General features: G+C 53.0%; 10 protein-coding genes and 3 pseudogenes. 8 read left to right on the top strand and 5 right to left on the bottom strand.

Annotated features, from left to right (window positions below; all coding sequences use genetic code 11):
* Window positions 1-11 precede the first annotated feature (11 nt).
* Window positions 12-863: a MipA/OmpV family protein gene (locus tag RYC18_RS09805; protein WP_004665610.1), complete on the bottom strand. Its 852-nt coding sequence runs from the start codon at window positions 861-863 to the stop codon at window positions 12-14.
* Window positions 864-882: 19 nt separating this feature from the next.
* Window positions 883-2,355, bottom strand: a complete 1,473-nt coding sequence (locus tag RYC18_RS09800) for an efflux transporter outer membrane subunit (RefSeq protein ID WP_316885525.1) — start codon at window positions 2,353-2,355, stop codon at window positions 883-885.
* A 98-nt stretch (window positions 2,356-2,453) separates the two neighbouring features.
* Between RYC18_RS09800 and RYC18_RS09795 the strand changes: the two genes are divergently transcribed.
* Together RYC18_RS09795 and RYC18_RS09790 are read left to right on the top strand one after the other, a co-directional pair.
* Window positions 2,454-3,143, top strand: a complete 690-nt coding sequence (locus RYC18_RS09795) for a response regulator (RefSeq protein ID WP_004665612.1) — start codon at window positions 2,454-2,456, stop codon at window positions 3,141-3,143.
* 5 nt (window positions 3,144-3,148) lie between these two features.
* Window positions 3,149-4,324, top strand: a complete 1,176-nt coding sequence (locus tag RYC18_RS09790; protein WP_046835250.1) for a sensor histidine kinase — start codon at window positions 3,149-3,151, stop codon at window positions 4,322-4,324.
* Window positions 4,325-4,347: 23 nt separating this feature from the next.
* Here the strand turns inward: RYC18_RS09790 and RYC18_RS09785 are convergent, their stop codons facing one another.
* Window positions 4,348-5,835, bottom strand: a complete 1,488-nt coding sequence (locus tag RYC18_RS09785) for a SulP family inorganic anion transporter (protein WP_057404626.1) — start codon at window positions 5,833-5,835, stop codon at window positions 4,348-4,350.
* Window positions 5,836-6,227: 392 nt separating this feature from the next.
* Between RYC18_RS09785 and mapR the strand changes: the two genes are divergently transcribed.
* The 6 genes and pseudogenes from mapR (at window position 6,228) to RYC18_RS09760 (ending at window position 9,521) form a co-directional block, all read left to right on the top strand.
* The gene (gene mapR, locus RYC18_RS09780; protein WP_057404627.1) at window positions 6,228-7,637 is read left to right on the top strand and encodes a GntR family transcriptional regulator MpaR; all 1,410 of its coding nucleotides are present in this window, start codon (window positions 6,228-6,230) and stop codon (window positions 7,635-7,637) included.
* 68 nt (window positions 7,638-7,705) lie between these two features.
* Window positions 7,706-7,891, top strand: a complete 186-nt coding sequence (locus RYC18_RS26420) for a hypothetical protein (protein ID WP_371217819.1) — start codon at window positions 7,706-7,708, stop codon at window positions 7,889-7,891.
* Between the two features lie 103 nt (window positions 7,892-7,994).
* Window positions 7,995-8,120 (top strand): annotated as a pseudogene (locus tag RYC18_RS09775) (aldo/keto reductase); the annotation flags it as partial.
* 12 nt (window positions 8,121-8,132) lie between these two features.
* Window positions 8,133-8,432: pseudogene (locus RYC18_RS09770) on the top strand (carboxymuconolactone decarboxylase family protein); the annotation flags it as partial.
* A 23-nt stretch (window positions 8,433-8,455) separates the two neighbouring features.
* A pseudogene (locus RYC18_RS09765) lies at window positions 8,456-8,575 on the top strand (alpha/beta hydrolase); the annotation flags it as partial.
* Window positions 8,576-8,663: 88 nt separating this feature from the next.
* The gene (locus tag RYC18_RS09760) at window positions 8,664-9,521 is read left to right on the top strand and encodes a LysR family transcriptional regulator (protein ID WP_057404628.1); all 858 of its coding nucleotides are present in this window, start codon (window positions 8,664-8,666) and stop codon (window positions 9,519-9,521) included.
* A 141-nt stretch (window positions 9,522-9,662) separates the two neighbouring features.
* Here RYC18_RS09760 and RYC18_RS09755 read toward each other — a convergent pair whose 3' ends face one another.
* Together RYC18_RS09755 and RYC18_RS09750 are read right to left on the bottom strand one after the other, a co-directional pair.
* A complete protein-coding gene (locus RYC18_RS09755; protein WP_057404629.1) occupies window positions 9,663-10,871 on the bottom strand; it encodes a glycosyltransferase family 4 protein in 1,209 nt (402 codons plus the stop codon).
* 54 nt (window positions 10,872-10,925) lie between these two features.
* Window positions 10,926-18,722: a calcium-binding protein gene (locus tag RYC18_RS09750; RefSeq protein ID WP_316885518.1), complete on the bottom strand. Its 7,797-nt coding sequence runs from the start codon at window positions 18,720-18,722 to the stop codon at window positions 10,926-10,928.
* Window positions 18,723-18,785: the final 63 nt, after the last annotated feature.

The raw sequence follows: 18,785 nt of genomic DNA, 5'->3' as shown, positions 1-18,785 counted from the left end.
GCTTCACCCCTTTAGAAGGCGTAGTTCAAGGCAATCAAACCGCTGCCTTCAGCATCGGTCTCGACCAGCGGGCTGCCGCGGGTCTGATCGGTGTAGTGAGTCACCCCGACGCTTGCAACGGTTGACCAGTGGGCATCAAAGGTGTGCTGCCAGGCGAGCGCAGCCGAGTACGCGTAAATCCCGCTGTCTGCCGTGAATCTGGAAAAGCCGGTGCGCTGACTCTGGATCGGGCTCACACCGAAGTAGGTCTGGTTGTAACGGCCGTCACCGGCATGCGCATCGATATCCAGCGTCACCGTATCGGTCTGGCTGTGGTAGGCGATGCCCTCAAAACCCAAGCGGTAACGGTTGCCACGCTTTTCACCGGCCACACGCAGTTCGGCCTCGGCACTGGCCGACAACCATGGCGTGAGCTGTTGAGAGATCATGAAGTCGCCAACCGTTGCCCCCTTGACGGTGCCCATCCCTATGAGCTCATTGGAACCAGGGCGGTTTGTACTGTTTTTCTCGGTGCGGCCGAAATCGTAGTTGAGCGCTGCGCTGGCCCCGAACCCGGAATCGGACTGCCATTGCAGCCCCACTCCCCGTGCGGTATCCGCAAAAAAGATACCGCGCTGGACAGTGAGCATCGGCAACACCTGACTGCGGTATTCATCGGCCCCCATGTAGCGTGGCAGCACGGCCATGCCGAGGCCGAAATTGACGTTGAACCTGTCGCCGAAAATAGACTGGCTTTGCGTGGACGCGCTGTCCTGAGCACAGGCCTGACCGACCAGTGTCATGGCCACTGAGGCGATCAACACGCCAAGTGCAGGCTTGAGCAGTGCAGGACGAACGTGAGGACGAGCGATTTCAGGACTCATGGTGATACTCCGGTTTCATTCAGGATTGAGGTGGGGTTGTCGGTTCTGCGCCGCGAAGCACTCGAAACAGGTCGATCCGGTTTTGTTGCAGCTCATCGAGTGACTTGCGACCGGCTGCATCGGCTTCGGCGATACGGATGGTGGAGCCCAGCAATGCCGTGCGTTCGGTAGCACCGGCATTGAGTTCGAAGGACAGGCGGCGCACTTTTTCCTGGACCAGCGCGACGCGCTCGATCTCGTTGCGAACATGGCCCAGGGCCTGCTGACGACGGGTCAGCACACCGGCCATTTCACGGAAGGCGTTTTGAATGGCTTTTTCATACTCGGCGACCGCGATCTGCTGGCGCACATGCGCCAGATCCAGGTTGGCCTGATTACGCCCGCCGTCGAACAACGGCAGGTTCAGTTGCGGGGAGAACAGCCAGGTACCGCTGCCATTGCTGAACAGCGTGCGCAGACTGTCGCTTTGCAGACCTACGCTGGTACTGAGTTTTATGGACGGAAAGAATGCAGCACGGGCGGCACCAATATTGGCGTTGCTGGCCTTGAGTGCTTCTTCGCGCTGACGAATATCAAATCGCTCAAGCAAACGCTGAGACGGCAGATTCGACAGCCAGGCCGGGGGCTCGACCAGCGCGGCGGTCAGCGCCGGCGTATCCGGCGTGGTGGCTGGCAAAACTGCCGAGTAGCCGGTGAGCAGCAGCAAAGCCTGGGAAGCATTCGCGTGATCGCTTAGCGCATCCTGCACCTGTTGCTGTGCAGTCAAGGTATCAAGGCGCTGCGCCATCAGATCGTCGAGTGAAATGGCACCCTGGCGCTGCTGCTCTTCGGCCGCCTTTACCAGCATCAGCCGGGCATCATGAACGGTCTGCGCATCCTGCTGCACGGCGGCGGCCAGACGCTCGGCCAGCCAGGCGCGAGCCACTTCGGCAACCAGCGCACTGCGCGCCGCCTGCTGGCCATACGTGCTGGCCAGATAATCATGCCGCGCGGCCTCGGACAGGCTGCGCACGCGCCCAAAAAAATCCAGCTCAAAGTCCGAGACGCCCACCGATGCGATGGAAAGGTCCTGGCCGTAACGCTCATCGGCAGCCGCATTATCGAAGTGTTGACGGTTACGCTGGACGCCTGCTGCAATCGTCGGGAAACGATCGGCACGGGTTATGCCGCGCATCGCCCTGGCTTCATCCACTCTCAGCACCGCCACGCGAAAATCGCGGTTGAACGTCAGGGCTGATTGCAACAGAACCCGCAGTTCACCCTTTGGCGACAGCTCGGCAGCCAGCGCTTCTTCGTCAGCGGTCAGCGCGATGGCAATGGACGCATCACCGGCCGGGACGACAGCAGACAACTGGTCTGCAGGAACCGGCAAGGCCGGGCGCTGATACTCGGGAATCAACGAGCAACCCGAAAAAATCAGGCTCAGCAGCATAGCCAGGCAACAGCATCCGAGGTTGCGGATACGCTTGGACAGCGGTGTACTCATCAGCATAGGATCTGTCCGCGACAGTGGGCTCTGGACGCAATCCTGAACGTCGACTTTCAATAAACCGTTCGTGAATTATCAAGATTTGATCAAGAGGCATTCTTGTGTCAGGAAAACGCATTCTGATCGTCGAAGACGATGCCGACAGCGCCAGCATTCTCGAGGCTTATCTGCGTCGTGACGGGTTCAGCGTAGGGCTGGCCGAAAACGGGCAGCGCGGTATCGATATGCATCGCCAGTGGAAACCCGACCTGATTCTGCTGGACGTCATGCTGCCGCTGGTCAGTGGTACGGACGTGCTGTCGGCAGTGCGCCGTTGCAGCGACACACCGGTGATCATGGTCACGGCCATGGGCGACGAACCGGAAAAGCTCGGCGCATTGCGCTACGGGGCTGACGATTACGTGGTCAAACCCTACAACCCCAAGGAAGTGGTGGCCCGTGTGCACGCGGTGCTGCGCCGCTCCCAGCAGAACGCCAGTAATGACCGCCATTTGCGTTACCAGAACCTGCTGGTGGACCTGAATGCAGTCACCGCCATCATTGAAGGACACGACGGCACAGACACACTGCTCGACCTGACCCCCACCGAGTTCAAGATCCTTTCGACCTTGCTGAAAACACCCTCCAAAGCCTTCACCCGCGAAGAATTGCTGGAAATCTGCCTGCCCGACAGCGAGGCGCTGGCCAGGGTTGTCGATGCGCACGTGCACAATCTGCGTCGCAAACTCGAAATTCACGGCGTGGATAATGTGCTGGTGACAGTCCGCTCTGTCGGCTATCGATTCAGGTGAGCCTCATGCGACGTTTTTTCAGACACCGGCAGAAACCTTTATGGCACTGGGTCGGCATGCGCATGAGCATGCTGGCGGTCGGTGCGGTCATCGTGATCGCGTTCTGCATGTGGCTGCACGTCACGGTGTCTGACTGGCTCACATTGCAGGCAATGCCAGCCGATGTGCGCACGGAGTTCATACGATTGCAGGCCGAACCTGCCATGGACATGGTCAAGCTTCGCGAGCTGTTCTTCGAGTATTACCCGATTGAAAACCTGCTGCCGGGCATCGCCAACAAGGAATGGTGGGTATTGGCAGCGCTGGTGATGATGGCCATCCCTATCATCATATTTTTCGGCTTTTTGTTCTCCCGCCCGCTTTCCAGCCAGTTCTCTTCGATTGCCAGAGGCGCACGTCAGGTCGCCCAGGGCGACTTCAAGACGCGCCTGCCAATGAGCGACAAAGACCCGGACGAGCTACAGGCGCTGGTCAGCGACTTCAATACCATGACCACCCAGCTGGGCCGTTACGAACTGGAGGTCAGCGAGTCCAGCGCGATGATCGCCCATGAACTGCGCACGCCACTGAACGCGGCCATGGGGCGTATTCAGGGCATGATCGATGAAGTGTTCCCGCGCGATCTGGCACAACTGGAAATGGTCCACCGCCAACTTAACCAGTTGAACAAACTGGTGAGCGATCTGCACCTTCTCTCGCTGGCCAGCGCTGGCCAGCTGACCCTGGACAAGACGGTATTTTCCCTTGAGAAACTGGTGGCCGAACGCCTGAGCTGGTTTGCCACACAGCTTGATGAAGCAGGCGTTGTCGTGACGATCGACATCCCCCCACGACTGACCGTCAACGCCGATCGTGACCGGATCGGCCAAGTGGTCAATATTCTCGTCGATAATGCGCTGCGCTACTCGGCGATGGGCGGTGAACTGCTGATTGTCGGCAGGGCCCGCGCACGGAGCATGGAACTGACCGTCTCCGACCGCGGGCCCGGCTTCGGCTCGGAAAACCTTGAGCAGGTGTTCGACCGTTTCTGGCGCGCCGAACGTTCGCGGGCGCGCTATTCGGGAGGCAGCGGCCTTGGCCTGTCCATCGCCCGGGCTATTTGCCTCGAGCATGACGGCACTATCGGGGTGCGCAACAGGCCTGGCGGCGGGTCGGTGATCCGCCTGGAAATCCCGGCCTGACCCTGCTGACCCGGACCTGCGGATCAATGCCCCATCAACGAATCGATAGCGTCCGGTTTGTCGTGCACGCCAAACCGATCCACCAGCGTGGCCGTCGCCCGGTTCATACCTACAACGTCCACACTGATACCCGCCCTCCTCAGCTTGAGCACCACCTTGTCCAGCGCGGCAACCGCAGTGATGTCCCAGAAATGCGCCTCGCGCAGATCAATGGCGAGTGTTTCGACGTTTTCGCGCAGGTCGAAGGACGCCATGAAGCGCTCGGCAGAAGCAAAAAACACCTGACCGGTCACGTAATAAGTGCGGTGGCTGTGCTCGGGGTCGCGTTGCGAAGTGACGTCGAGATAACGGGCGATCTTGCTGGCAAAGAACATCGCGGCCAGCAGGGACCCCACCAGCACGCCATAGGCGAGGTTATGGGTGGCTACCACCATGATCACCGTCACGACCATCACGATATTGGTCGAGAGCGGGTACTGTTTAAGGTTGCGGATCGACTCCCAGCTGAACGTGCTGATCGACACCATGATCATCACCGCCACCAGCGCTGCCATTGGAATACGCGCCAGCCAGTCGCCCAGAAACAGCATCATGATCAACAGCAGCAAGCCCGCGCTGAGGGTCGAGAGTCGTGTTCTGCCCCCCGACTTCACGTTGATCATTGATTGGCCGATCATCGCGCAACCGGCCATGCCACCGATCAGGCCACTGGCAATATTGGCAATGCCCTGCCCTCTGCACTCACGATTCCTGTCGCTGGTGGTATCGGTCAGATCGTCGACAATGGTTGCGGTCATCATCGACTCAAGCAGGCCCACCACCGCCAAAGCTGCGGAGTACGGCAGGATGATCAACAGCGTGTCGAGATTCAGCGCAACGTCCGGCCACATGAACACCGGCAGACTGTCAGGCATCGCGCCCATATCACCAACTGTTCGTACATCAAGGCCCATGTAAATGGACATTGCCGTGAGCAGCAGAATGCACACCAGCGGCGACGGCAGCAGCTTGCCCAGCAACGGCAGGCGCGGGAACAGATAGATAATTGCCAGGCCCGCCGCCGTCATGGCATAGACCGGCCAGGTCGCATGGGTCAGTTCTGGCAGTTGGGCCATGAAAATCAGAATCGCCAGCGCGTTCACAAAGCCGGTCACCACTGATCGTGAAACAAAGCGCATCAGCTCTCCGAGGCGCAAGTACCCGGCGATGATCTGCAACACGCCGCACAACAAAGTGGCCGCCAGCAAATACTGAAGACCGTGCTCTTTCACCAGGTTCACCATCAGCAGTGCCATCGCACCTGTGGCGGCGGAAATCATCGCCGGGCAGCCGCCCACGAAAGCAATGACCACACAGATACAGAACGAGGCGTAAAGCCCGACTTTCGGGTCTACCCCCGTGATGATGGAGAACGCAATGGCCTCTGGAATCAGGGCCAGTGCAACGACAAGCCCGGCCAGAACATCGGCCCGGACGCTGGAAAACCACGTAGCTTTGATTTTTTCGAGCATGGAAATACCTGTATCGAACACAGCGGGACGCGCAGCAGCGAATGCTGGACGTACGTGTGCATCGGTTTTCGAATGAGTAGTGATGGAGGTGGCGGCGACCGTCAAACGGACACAGCAACGGGTGACCGCGGTCAGTGGCAGTCAGGGTGTGGCGAGGGGGCGAAGCGCTAAGGCGGCGTAGGCAGCCAGCTGGAACGGGACAAAAGTGATTCCTTCGATGGGTCGCAGGACGTAAGCATCATAGACCCATACGTTTGAGGGGTTCAAGACGCAGAGGCTAGCCCGACAGCGACACAGCGCAGCTGATATGCTTTTTCCAGGATAACTTGCCCCTGTTTTGCAAAGGCGGTTTTCACTCATGATGCAGGCATCATTTGCCCCCGATGCCTTCTATGAAACGCTACGAAAAGTTCGCCGCCGACATTTCGGAAATGATTCGCAGCGGCGTGTTGCCCGCCGGTGAGAAAGTGCCCTCCGTCAGGGTTGCCAGTCGCACCTATTCGGTGAGCCCCGCCACCGTCTTCAAAGCGTATTACCTGCTGGAAGACAAAGGCCTGATTCAGGCTCGCGCACGCTCCGGGTATTACGTGCGCGAGCATGCTGCCAATGCGCTGACCGAGCCTGAACTGGTCAGGCACACCAGCGAAGGCACCGAACTGGGCGTCAGCGACCTGATTTTTTCCGTGCTTGGCTCGCTCAAGAACCCGGACACCGTCCCTTTCGGCTCGGCATTTCCCAGCCCGCACCTTTACCCATTGCCGCGCCTGGCCAAGTCGATGTCTTCAGCGGTGCGGGCGATGACGCCAGCGGGCATTGTCAGCGACATGACCACCGGGAACTCCGAACTGCGCCGACAGATTGCTCTGCGCTACATGATCAGTGGCGTGCGCCTGCCCGCCGACGAACTGGTGATCACCAACGGCGCGATGGAAGCCCTGAATCTGTGCCTGCAATGCGTTACCAAACCCGGCGACCTGGTCGCCATCGAAGCACCTGCGTTCTATGCCTGCCTTCAGGTGCTGGAGCGGCTCAAGCTGAAAGCCGTCGAAATCCCCGTGCATCCGCGTGACGGCGTGGATCTGGACTCTTTGCAGGACAGCCTGACACGCTTGCCGATCAAAGCCTGCTGGTTCATGAGCAGCTTCCAGAACCCGCTGGGCGCGAGCATGACCCAGGCGAAAAAACTCAGGCTCTACAACCTGCTGGAACGGCAGCAGATCCCGCTGATCGAGGACGATGTATACGCCGAGCTGTATTACGGCGCCAATGCACCCCATCCGGTCAAAAGCCTGGATCACAGCGGGCTGGTGATGCACTGCAGCTCGTTTTCCAAGACCCTGGCCCCCGGCTACCGTGTCGGCTGGGTGGCAGGCGGGCGTTATACCGAACAGATCAATCGGCTGAAACTGATGACCACCATTTCACCCTCTGTCCCCGCCCAGGCGGCGATTGCCGACTACCTCAAACATGGCGGCTACGATCGCCACCTGCGCAAATTGCGCGACACCCTCGAACTGCAACAAGGCGCGATGCTGGCTGCTGCCGCTCGTTATTTCCCGGCAGCGACACGCGTCACCCGACCCGCTGGCGGGTACTTTCTGTGGTTCGAATTCCCCGAGCAGGTAGACTCGCTGCAGGTGTTCCAGATGGCCCTCGCCCAAGGCATCAGCCTTGCACCCGGTCCGATCTTCTCGGCCTCGCAGCGCTTCAAGAACTGCGCACGCCTGAACTACGGCACGCCCTGGGATGAACGCAGCGAGCAGGCCATGGCGATGCTTGGACGAATCATCGCGTCGTTCTGAAGTGTTTACGTTCGGCCCACGTACGACTGATCCGTATTTTTAAGCTGTTTCTGAATCTGTACCAGAATCTGCCTGCGCAGGATAATGGCCACGCATTAAAACGCGCAGGAAACCGTCAGAAGCCGGAGCCTGCAACTCGTTACAGACAGATCGATCAGCAGGAGACGCTCATGGGCAAGCTCGGACTTTCATTGATAGGTTTTTTGTTGCTGGCGATAGCGGTGGGTTTGCTGGGGACTATTTCGCCGTATTGAGCATTGATTACCGCCGTCGTGCTCATCGCTCACGTTTGTACACGCACGTCCTGATGACTATCGCGCCAGTTCTCTTCAGGTATCGGCGCTGGGCCTAGGCTGCATGAGCATGACCTACGGCCCGGCCGCCGACAGGCAAGCCATGATCAGCCTGATCCGCAGCGCGCAAGAACGCAGGGTCGACTTCTTCGATACCGCAGAAGCCTACGGCCCGTTCAGCAACGAAGAGGCTCGACGCTGGCCTATCCATCACTTCGCCCCTGTCATCAATCAGTTCCTGCAAACCCATCTGTTCGGCGACATCTTCGAGCGCGACAACCTCGACTGGCAAAACCGCGAGCTGGCCACCGTCGGTGCCCTGGCAGCAACGCCGGGTGCCGAGCCGCAGTTGCGTTCCCATATGCTGGCGAGCATGAGGGTGGGTTTAAGCGCTGCACAGTTGCGCGAAGTGGCCAACATACTCGCCGAGCAGGCAGATGAAACCATCGCCAGGCGCGAACGCGAGGTGCTGACACAAGCACTCAAAACGTCAAAGGGATGATCATGAACGTGGCAAGCAACCTTCTGATTCACCGTCCTGAAATCGGCATCAAGAGCAATACGCACTTCCCGATGTCCGACCTGAACAACGTCCAGATTGCAGACCTGGTAGCGAAGTTTCTCGCCGAGAAGAATCTGGACTGACAGATCATCGGCAACGCACGGCGTATCGGCCGATACGCAATATGCTCACATGAAGCCTGGTCCGTTCAACTTACCAAAGACCTCCTCAATGTCTCGCGCCAACCTCAACGATCTGCAAGCCTTCGTGGTTATTGCCCGCGAAGGCAGTTTCACTCGCGCTGCGGCACAGCTGGGCGTATCGCAATCGGCGATCAGCCACACCATGCGCGCACTCGAAGCGCGTCTTGGTGTGCGGCTGCTGACCCGAACCACGCGCAGCGTGTCACCGACCGAAGCCGGCCAGCGCCTGTACCAGTCGATGGCACCACGCTTCGAAGAAATCGAACTGGAACTGGCAGCCGTCAGGGAGTTTCGCGACACGCCTGCGGGCAATGTGCGGATTTCCGCTTCAGAACATGCCGCCAATAACATCCTTTGGCCCGAACTGCTGGAAGTGCTTCCGGACTTCCCAGACATCCATGTAGAAATCACCGTCGATTACGCCCTCACCGACATTGTTGCGCAGCGCTATGATGCCGGTGTCCGCCTCGGCGATCAGGTGGCCAAAGACATGATCGCCGTGCCGATCGGCCCCAGACTGCGCATGGCGGTCGTGGCCTCCCCCGAGTATTTTCGCAACTACACGCCACCTGTAACACCCGGCGATCTCGCGGAACACAACTGCATCAACCTGCGCCTGCCCACTCACGGCAGCCTGTTGCAGTGGGACTTTGAAAAGGAGGGTCACGAGCTGAAAGCGCGCGTCGAAGGGCAATGGACATTCAGCAGCAGCGCGCCAATTCTGCGCGCAGCGGTTGCTGGCTGCGGCCTGGCCTTCCTGCCGGAAGACATGGTTTCAACGCAGCTTGCCGAAGGGCGTCTGGTGCGTGTGCTGGAAGACTGGTGCCAACCGTTTCCCGGATACCATTTTTACTACCCCAACCGTCGCGAGCAGTCGTCAGCATAGGGCGTCGTGATAGATGCATTGCGCCATCAGCCCTGAATCCGTCTAAGGTTGCGGCTGATTTTTTGATCGAGCAAGCCCTCTGGTGTGCAGCAACAGATAACGAAATGGTCTTAAGCCGCTTTGTAGACACATACAAAAAAATTAGATCACCACGCTATGGATGACATCCCAATATGCTGAATTGCCTTCATTGCTACTGTAAGCTCGGGCGCTATTCTGTGCATTTCCTTTTATATATTCCTGCTTATCCAGATTATTTAAAATTGACAGCGTTTGATCGGCGATACCGGAACAATCAAAAAAGTCCACCAGGTATCCATTGACGCCGTCAGTAACAACCTCTTCGACGGGCCTGGTTCTTGACCCCAAAACAACACACCCCATCGCCATCGCCTCCAGCAATGACCAAGACAACACAAATGGATAAGTCAAGTAAATGTGCACCGATGACAATGACAACACCTGTTTGTATTTCGCATAGCTGACTTTTCCGAGAAAGTGAATACGCTTTAAATCAGATGAACTCATATCAGAAGTCATTTTCTCCCTCCAGCCTGAAGCACCGTGAGGGCGAGCTCCATAGCTGACGCTGTCACCACCGACAATCAGAACTTGTACCGAATCATGGTGATTGAGTATTCGTGACAAAGAACGCATAAATACATGAAATCCTCTATAGGGCTCAAGATTTCTGGCAACGTAGGTGATGACAGGGTCACCACAGCGAACAACCTGACCATTATCTAAAATCAAGTCACTACGGTGAACATCCATAAGCCCATCAAGATCAATGCCTTCATGTATGACTTTTATCTTGTCTCGGTAGGCAGCCGGATGAAGGGAGTGCTGCCAGCGGGTCGGCGTGATACCTACATCGCACTGTTCAAGGTTGAGTAAGTGAAGAGAATTTATAATCCGTAGTCGAGCACGGCTATCGGCTGATGCAGGAAACTCGGGATCAAATCCTGTATCAGCACCCATAGCATGATAGTAGTACTCGCAAAAATTAATAAGCGGCGTGTCCGGAAATGCATCTTTTATGAATAAAGCTTCTCCCCATCCTGGGTGCGCCAGAATAACAGCAGGACGGTAGCCAGTTCTTTTCAATTGCAATAACACTCTCAGAACCTGCTGACCATGAAGCACAGCATCCTCAAAAGTTCTTAAATAGTTATGGGTCGTACTTGATACCGACCTCTTGGGTCTGTACCTGATGTGACGCACACCGTGATAGACAGGCGTAGTATCCCGAGAAATGACGGTCAACTCACACGTTGAACGACCTGAAATATCACGAACCAGATTCTTGAACTGGCCCGGAAAATTCTGATGAATAATCAGTATATTCAAGTTTCTTCTTCCTGAAACCAGCATCCAGGCACAGTGTGCCTGGATGCTGAAAGGTCACATGACAACGGGCGTAGAGTAGTTAATCCAGTTGGAGGCGATCAACGAATCAAAAACAGCTTGCTGGTCGCCGGTCAGAGTTATAAGACCATTGATGGGTTGACCCAGCGTCGACATGACCTCTACCATGTCTTCAACGCCTTCGGCGCTTAAGCTATAACGTCCATTTGTTACCTGATCAAGTTTATGATCCGCGCCCAAATACCAGTCAGCAATAGTGACCGAATTATCCGTTCCCAAGTGTGAAATAATCAGGTCGACATTATTTTTGGCAAACCAGACAGTTCGAATATTCGAAACGCCCAACATAAGAGAATCACTGTCCGAGGGGGTGCTAGAGTAATTATTAATTATATCCTTGCCTGTATCACCTGCAAAGATATTCAAATACATATCATTCCCTCTTCCGCCGATCAGGTAGTCATCACCACCACTCCCGTCTAAAATATCGTTACCTGATGACCCCTCAATGAAATCACTGGACTGAGTTCCTCTCATATAAGTATTACTTTGCTTGGCAAGCACAATATTCGAATAATCTCGCTCTTCAGGAAGCTCAGCGTAAACGTCGGAAACCTCCCCCGAAAAGATATCAATACCATAAGCTGAGGCAATAGCGGCCGATGAAACAGCACCATCATCGAAGATTATATTTTCTATCACATTACCGTCACCGCCAAACCAGTTCTCAAGCGTAATAGAGTCAGACGAGCCATGTACGTTAATGACCAGGTTGTTGGCGTCTTTAACCAAACCGCCACTAATGTCTGCACCATTGATACCCACCAGTCGTAAAATATCTTTTCCACCTCCGGCGTTATCAATAACATCCTGACCATCACCCTTGGCAAAAACGTAAACGTCGTCACCACGACCGCCTATCAGTCTGTCGTTTCCAAGACCGCCTGACAACAAATCATTGCCATTCCCTCCACTGAGCCTGTCGTCTCCCCCGCGCCCCAACACAGTATCCGAACCATTGAAGCCAAATATGTCATCGCGGGAGTCTGAGCCATTGATTACAGAGTCAGTATCTGGCAAGTCATTTATACGGGAATCATAAGCCGGGGAAGACATTAACGGCATTGCGATATTGAACATATCAAATATTTTCTGAGCAGGTACGACATCACCCGCCTGAGTCATGAATTTTTCAACAAGAAACTCACCGCCGAGAAAAAAGTTTTTGACGGTCACTTGCCCCGCAGAGACAGCATTAAAATCGAAAAGCAGATCGTTGTTTATCTTCTTTACAGAAGACGCAATCAAGTTAATATCAATATCCCTGTCAAACACAACAGTATCATTACTGCCGCTAACCTCATGGACAGTCAAATACTCGCCCGATGAAAAAAAGTATCGATCACTTCCACCACCACCGTAAACCTCATCAATACCTGTGTTGCCGTATAAATCCTCTGGCGCATCAGAGCCAAAGAAAATATCATTGCCCGCGCTGCCACCAAGCATTGCATTAGGAACAGGCAATTCCGCGATCATCGCACCCACGTCTTCCTTGTTGTAAATCGCCCCATCAGCAGTCCTGACTGTATAATCACCCAGCGTGCTGGCTGCAAAATAATTCTCTACCAGCACAACTTTATTGAAGTCAGAATCAACAAGAATAGCCAGCGAACTCTCAAACTTATGAAACGACAATCTTTCGGCAGTAATACCATTTCGAAATAGAATATTATCATGCCCTTCGACAGCACCCGTTATATTAACCATTCCAGCGCCGCTTAATACGATAACGTCATCACCCTCCCCACCTTCAACCGTTGAACCGACAGAATTGACAACCAGCGTATCATTACCCTTACCACCGTATAAACCAGGCCCGACCCCAAACCAGTCTTTATTTGCAACAGTTTCCAAATAATCATCGCCATCAAACCCATAGGCGTCATATTTATTAGTCGTTACGGTATCGTTACCCAAACCACCCATGAAGCTTAAGGGCGTCTCAATACGATTGCTTGTCAAGCCTGTGTAGTCGACATTCGCGCCAGCAAGATATACATCAGGCACGCCAACCAGACCTTTTTGAGCCATCAAATCATTTAGCGAAATTTCCGTTCCGTCAGCAAAACGAATCAGCTCAATGCCAGACCCACGCGGATCATTAGCATGAGGAAGGAGGATCTGGACCTTGTGCCCTCCCCAACTTAAATCTAAAGTATTATAAGCCATGGCGGCTTTCGCAGCTTCGACGGCTCCTGAATATTGTGCGTCCGGTGTTTTCAAGAGATCAAGACTCACACCTTCCGAAACAACGACGCTTTGCGTGAGCACCAGGTCTGCAATGGTTACGCCGTCTGGCAAAATAACAGTATCAGCAGCATCGAGAGAATATGTCTCATACCCAAATGTCCAAATGTGCAGGTTATCCGCAGTCCAACTATCGTGATCATCTGGCTCTGGAGTATCCGAAATAATATCAGTGCCAGCGGAGCCATCTATAACGTAGGTGTCTTTTCCGTTACCACCAAAAAATACGTTATTCCCGCCGCCGCCAATTAAAATATCGTCACCGTGATGGCCGACTAACGTATCGTTGCCGTCACCACCTGACATCATCGTCCCACCGTACCAAAGATCATCATGATACGCATATAGAGCGTAAGCGACTAATAAATCATCTCCACTACCTGCATAAAAAATATTACCGTGTTCAACATCAACTCGCCCGCTCACATTGTCGCCATAAACAATCTTATGGGTAAATGTCGTCAAGCTAGTAGACACCGAAAACAGCTTGGAAATTTGTGTGGAGCCTTCAGGAATACTTTTATACGAATTCGAAGAGGCCGAATTGGCTGGGGGATAAACCCACCACCCATCCGGCTTTCCAGTAACGTCGTTAACCTCAACTATAGTGCTACCCAAAGCAAAATCAAATCCAGTGTTAGAAACGCTAGGGTGAAACACTGCACCGGACTTCGGAACAAAATTTGATCCTGTTGAGTGGCTCGGAGCGACGGAAACAATAAAGCTGTTCTGAACCAGTTTACTGGAACTCGAGTCTTCAAACAACACAGCAACTGCCGGCTGGCTATGATGCATGCTTCCATTTGTCGACTCAACATGACCAATAACAAACTCACTTTTCCAGTTATTATAGGAAACCGAACTTGAAAAACCATAGTCGCTCCTGCCGACCCATTGAAAGTTACCGCCCCCCAATGAAGTGTATACATCACTGGTAAGCCGTAAAAACAAATCATTCTGAACGCTGTCAATAAATTGCTGTTGATAAGATGCGTACGCCGAGGTTCCTTGAAAAGCGGAAGCTTCAAGGATCTGATCAAACCCCTTATAAGTCACACCAGCTAAAACCGCGCTCCAACTTTGATGTAGGGTGTAATAATCCTTTAATGTAACGCTTTCTGGCCCGTTACGGCTGGTAAGAACAAGATCAGCACCCGATTGAGTTACCAGCACGTCGGACAACTTATAGTCCGAGCCAAAAATCAATGTGTTATTCGATGCGCCGTCCGCGATGAATGTGTCATTCTCCATACCTCGCGAAAAATAGAATGTATTATCTCCAGCGCCACCCTCCAACACATCGTTACCTGAACCGCCATCAAGACGATCATCGCCATCCCCGCCGTATAGGTGGTCATCACCATAGCCCCCATACAACGTATCGTCTCCCTGCCCGCCTACGATACTGTCATTCCCTAAGCCGCCGTAGATGAGGTCTGCCCCGTCTTTGCCATCAAGTTGATCATCAGCATCTGTGCCGGTAATCGTATCTGCGCCGTTGCTGGAAACAGCCGGTGTTGAAGATACTATTTTCATCACGTCAGCGTGAGTGAGCACCGATCCATCAGCAAAACTATACTTCGAGATGACACTTTCAAAACCACCGAGAATGGTTAATGACCCGCCTGGGTACTCTACCAAGAGAACTTTCTGCAATGAAAACGTCAAGGCCTCCTTAAAAAGAACATTATCTCTGGTGATCCCCTGCCCAAAACGGACAACGTTTCCTGAAATATCACTGTCTGCAGCTACGGCATTGGTGGCTTGTTCAACAGTAAGTGGAGTGACTGTGCTAGCGGGAACCCAGACGCTATCAGATATTATGTCATCACCATCGTTTGCATTGACGATATATGTATCTGCGCCCTCTCCGCCATCTAACAGATCGTCACCGCCTTGGCCATTGAGGGAATCGTCACCGCCTTCAGCATTAATGACATCAGCTAACATGGTACCATATACAAGCTCAGACTTTTCAAAGCCAGTGTATTTCAAACTATTCTCGGAGAGTTTTATAAGCTCGGCATAGCTTAATGTAGCCCCATCTACAAAACTAAAACTGGACGTTGACCACGCTGGCATGTTAGCGAGCAAAACATAACTGCCTAATGAGTCACCTACATGAAGATACTGTTGACCCAACGACGGAGTTGAAATTCTGACTTCAAGAGAGTCGACCGAAAATTTACCACCAAAGAAAATCTTATTATTGCCTCCGCTGTCTTCGATAGTGTCTGCGCCGTCCCCACTGTTAAACAGGTACACATCATTGCCGGTAGAAGCCGAAACAAAATCGTTACCCTGCCCGCCTTCCAGAACGTTATCTCCCATCCCCCCGAATAATACGTCGTTATCATTACCGCCAAATAACGTATCGTCACCGCCTGCACCTTGAAGGGTATCCTCGCCATTTCCTCCATCAAGGTAATCATTCCCTTCATATAAAGTTGTCAGGCCAGGAAAATCTCCCTCAAGAAAATCCGCACCTTCTCCACCATACAAGGAGTCGGAGCCGCCTCCACCCCATAGGCTATCGTTGCCTGCCTCACCAAAGATCAAATCATCCCCATGCGACTCTGCGGCAACGTCACGACCATCGCCCAAAAGAGTGTCGTTCTCGCTCCCTCCGAAAAGGGTATCGTTGCCTCCCATACCCTGAATTTCGTCATTACCTTGACCGCCATACAAGACGTCGTTGCCGTGCTGGGCTTTGGGTGCAGACGTTTCATCTCCGAACAGAAAATCTTCGCCATCGCCGCCGTAGAGAGTGTCGTTATCTTGGCCTCCCATCAGATAATCCGAGCCGTCTCCTCCATCCAGGAAGTCTTGACCTGGAAGATCGTCTCCTCCAAAAAAATAATCGCCCCACAAGGTATCGTTGCCAGTACCCCCGATTAGTATGTCGTTTAAAGCCGATCCGATCAGTTGGTCATTACCATCACCGCCATCCAGGTAATCAGCCCCTTTTCCCAAATTCCCAGAAAAGTCCCGGCTATCTCCCGACAGGAAATCGTCTCCCGTGCCTCCAAAAAGTGTGTCATTTCCATCGTGACCATCAAGTATGTCATTACCGGAGTCGCCACTTAAATAATCGTTTCCAAAACTCCCCCAAAGCATGTCATTTCCTGCACCACCGTACATGACGTCATCACCGCCATCCTCAATATCGTCATTCAGCCCTCCTTTAAACGTTTTAAGTAACATCAATCCATTGGTTTGCAAATCTGTAGTAAAAGACCAATCTGCATCAGGAATACCACCTATCTCGTCACCGCCAAGAAAATCATCACCATTGCCACCTGCCAAGGTGTCCGCGCCTTCACCGCCAAGCAGCATATCCCGTGATGAGGATCCGATAAGTAGATCATCTCCTTTACCAGCATCTAGCCAATCCTGAAAATTGGCCCCATTCTTGGGTGACGTTGTCATTATAAAGTCGTCTAGCGTTGTTTCCACTTCAGCATATAATTCATCATCACCATCGCTGGAAATGAGAATATCTGCTCCAACACCACCGACCAAGGTATCATCACCGACACCACCTGTTAACGTATCGTCTCCACTACCACCATCTAGCCTGTCATCGCCACCCTGTAGAGACGTTAACTCGTCGTCTCCGCCCAGCCCTAATAAATTATCATTCCCAGGGGTATCAAATAATCTATTTTGGCGGTCCGGATCTGCGACGCCAGGCATGACTATTTCATTACCCCAGCCATCAAGGCCGACCTGAATATCCGCCTCCGTGGCATCCTGATCTTCAGGTTTCAAATCTCCTTCAATGGTATTTAAATTACCAAAACTTCGATCAGGCTCAATATAGTCGCTTAGGGTGATTCCAAAAGTACCCATTACGAAATTATCGATGACTATCCGATCGCCGTCTCCATAAAACATTGACAAGCTTTTACGGTCACCACCTTCGTCACTTAAGGAAAATCTTACATCTCCCGTTTCACTCAACCAAGTGTTAGCACCAGGACCAACTTGCTTACCACCGTGCACAGCCGCTTCATTTATTTTTATTAAACCATCCCCGTCAATAATGTGATCAAGACCGTCGCCTTTGAAGAAGCTATAAGTATCAATACCCGCCCCCCCTTCAAGCTGATCACTTCCTGAGCCGCCGGTTAAGGTATCGGCTCCGCCCATGCCGATTAAACGGTCATCGTCTCGCCCACCATTCAGGTGATCATTACCTTCCCCGCCCTCAAGCAGATCATCGCCATCACCTCCGTACAAATAATCATCACCACTTTCGCCATAAAGATGATCACGTGCCAAGCTTCCAAGCAGGTTATCATCAGACCGAGAACCAAAGAGTATTGATTGCCGATCTATACCTTCGTTGACATAAAGAGTGTTGTAGGTGGTATTTCCTTCTTCAAACAGGAAAGCGTGCTTTGACAGTGTTATCAGGGGAGAGCCCAATGCCGTATCTGCACCTTCGGCACCAGCTTTCAATAGCAAACTCAAGTATAACGCTCTATCTGACACCCATGCCGAAGTTATATTGCCTGTGCCTGTCGCCTGATTGTAATCATTCAGAGTATCGATCCCTTGCATGCCCTGATAAAAGCTGTCGTTTTTCAACGCAAAACCATTAAAGTTGTAGGCTGCGTATTTATAAGCAACGTTGCTGTACATGAGACTTTCGATTGCGCCAGCAGATAAACCTACCAACGAAGTAACAAAAGTAGTGGGCTTGTCTCCAGCCACCCAGTGATTTTCCATAGACAATATATTTTTGTACATATCGTCCCGTGAAAGCTCACTAACCCTTGCGGGCTCCTTGACAGGGCTCGAATTGATGATCGCGTTTAAAGCCGATACAACCGAGTCCAGTGCCAGGTTTTCATCAAGCGTGCTACTGGACAAGATACCTGCAATAGCACCAAGGGTCAGAGAGGGATCAAAAAAGTGCAACAACGATGCAACCGCAAGTGCATCCGAAAGATTGACAATAGAGTGCGCACCCCCTATATCTGACAGTTCATCGAAGCTTTTATAGATGGTCCCTGGCACGGTACCTATTTTGGACACCATATCGCCAGGAGATACCAGATTGGTTATTTTTTCCGGCGAGAACTTGGTACCAATCGATGTGGCTCCAGTCTCCGCAACCTGCAATGCAGCTAGCGTGTTAAATAACCACTCGGTATTATTAGCCGCGGGAACAAGTGCCGTATCAAAACCCGGCGCATTGTATGTAAATACCGATTTCACACTGTCGTCTGCCAGCCTGCTCAGCACGATCGACAGGTGCCCTCCCAGAGAATGGCCTGCAATATTAAAACCACTTGAACTTAATTTATACCCGTCGCCTGCAATCTTGACCTCAGTTGTAATTCCTGCAGGAACGATGGTCAACCCGAGAGGCGTGTAAATACCCGAGCTGTAACTATAAGCAGTGTATGCTTGACCTGCCGGCGTAGTGAGCTCTTGGTAATAATTGAATAGATCAATGCTTTGCCAAGTTGCAATTCCATTGAATCCAATTCCGATTGCGTCCGCCTCAACCATATCGTTAAAATCGCCTTCGGTCCCTCGAATCGAAAACGTAACCTCATGTGTAATACGATTTTC

It is taken from the genome of Pseudomonas syringae group sp. 247E2, from assembly GCF_032587795.1.
Taxonomy (GTDB): domain Bacteria; phylum Pseudomonadota; class Gammaproteobacteria; order Pseudomonadales; family Pseudomonadaceae; genus Aquipseudomonas; species Aquipseudomonas amygdali.
The sequence above is the reverse complement of the archived record's forward strand: the minus strand, read 5'-3'. Positions and strand labels throughout refer to the sequence as shown.

What these genes read in the sequence shown, in the direction of transcription:
- RYC18_RS09805 (WP_004665610.1), bottom strand. Translation starts at nt 863, where the DNA reads ATGAGTCCTGAAATCGCTCGTCCTCACGTTCGTCCTGCACTGCTCAAG.
- RYC18_RS09800 (WP_316885525.1), bottom strand. Translation starts at nt 2,355, where the DNA reads ATGCTGATGAGTACACCGCTGTCCAAGCGTATCCGCAACCTCGGATGC.
- RYC18_RS09790 (WP_046835250.1), top strand. Translation starts at nt 3,149, where the DNA reads ATGCGACGTTTTTTCAGACACCGGCAGAAACCTTTATGGCACTGGGTC.
- RYC18_RS09785 (WP_057404626.1), bottom strand. Translation starts at nt 5,835, where the DNA reads ATGCTCGAAAAAATCAAAGCTACGTGGTTTTCCAGCGTCCGGGCCGAT.
- mapR (WP_057404627.1), top strand. Translation starts at nt 6,228, where the DNA reads ATGAAACGCTACGAAAAGTTCGCCGCCGACATTTCGGAAATGATTCGC.
- RYC18_RS09760 (WP_057404628.1), top strand. Translation starts at nt 8,664, where the DNA reads ATGTCTCGCGCCAACCTCAACGATCTGCAAGCCTTCGTGGTTATTGCC.
- RYC18_RS09750 (WP_316885518.1), bottom strand. Translation starts at nt 18,722, where the DNA reads ATGGTTGAGGCGGACGCAATCGGAATTGGATTCAATGGAATTGCAACT.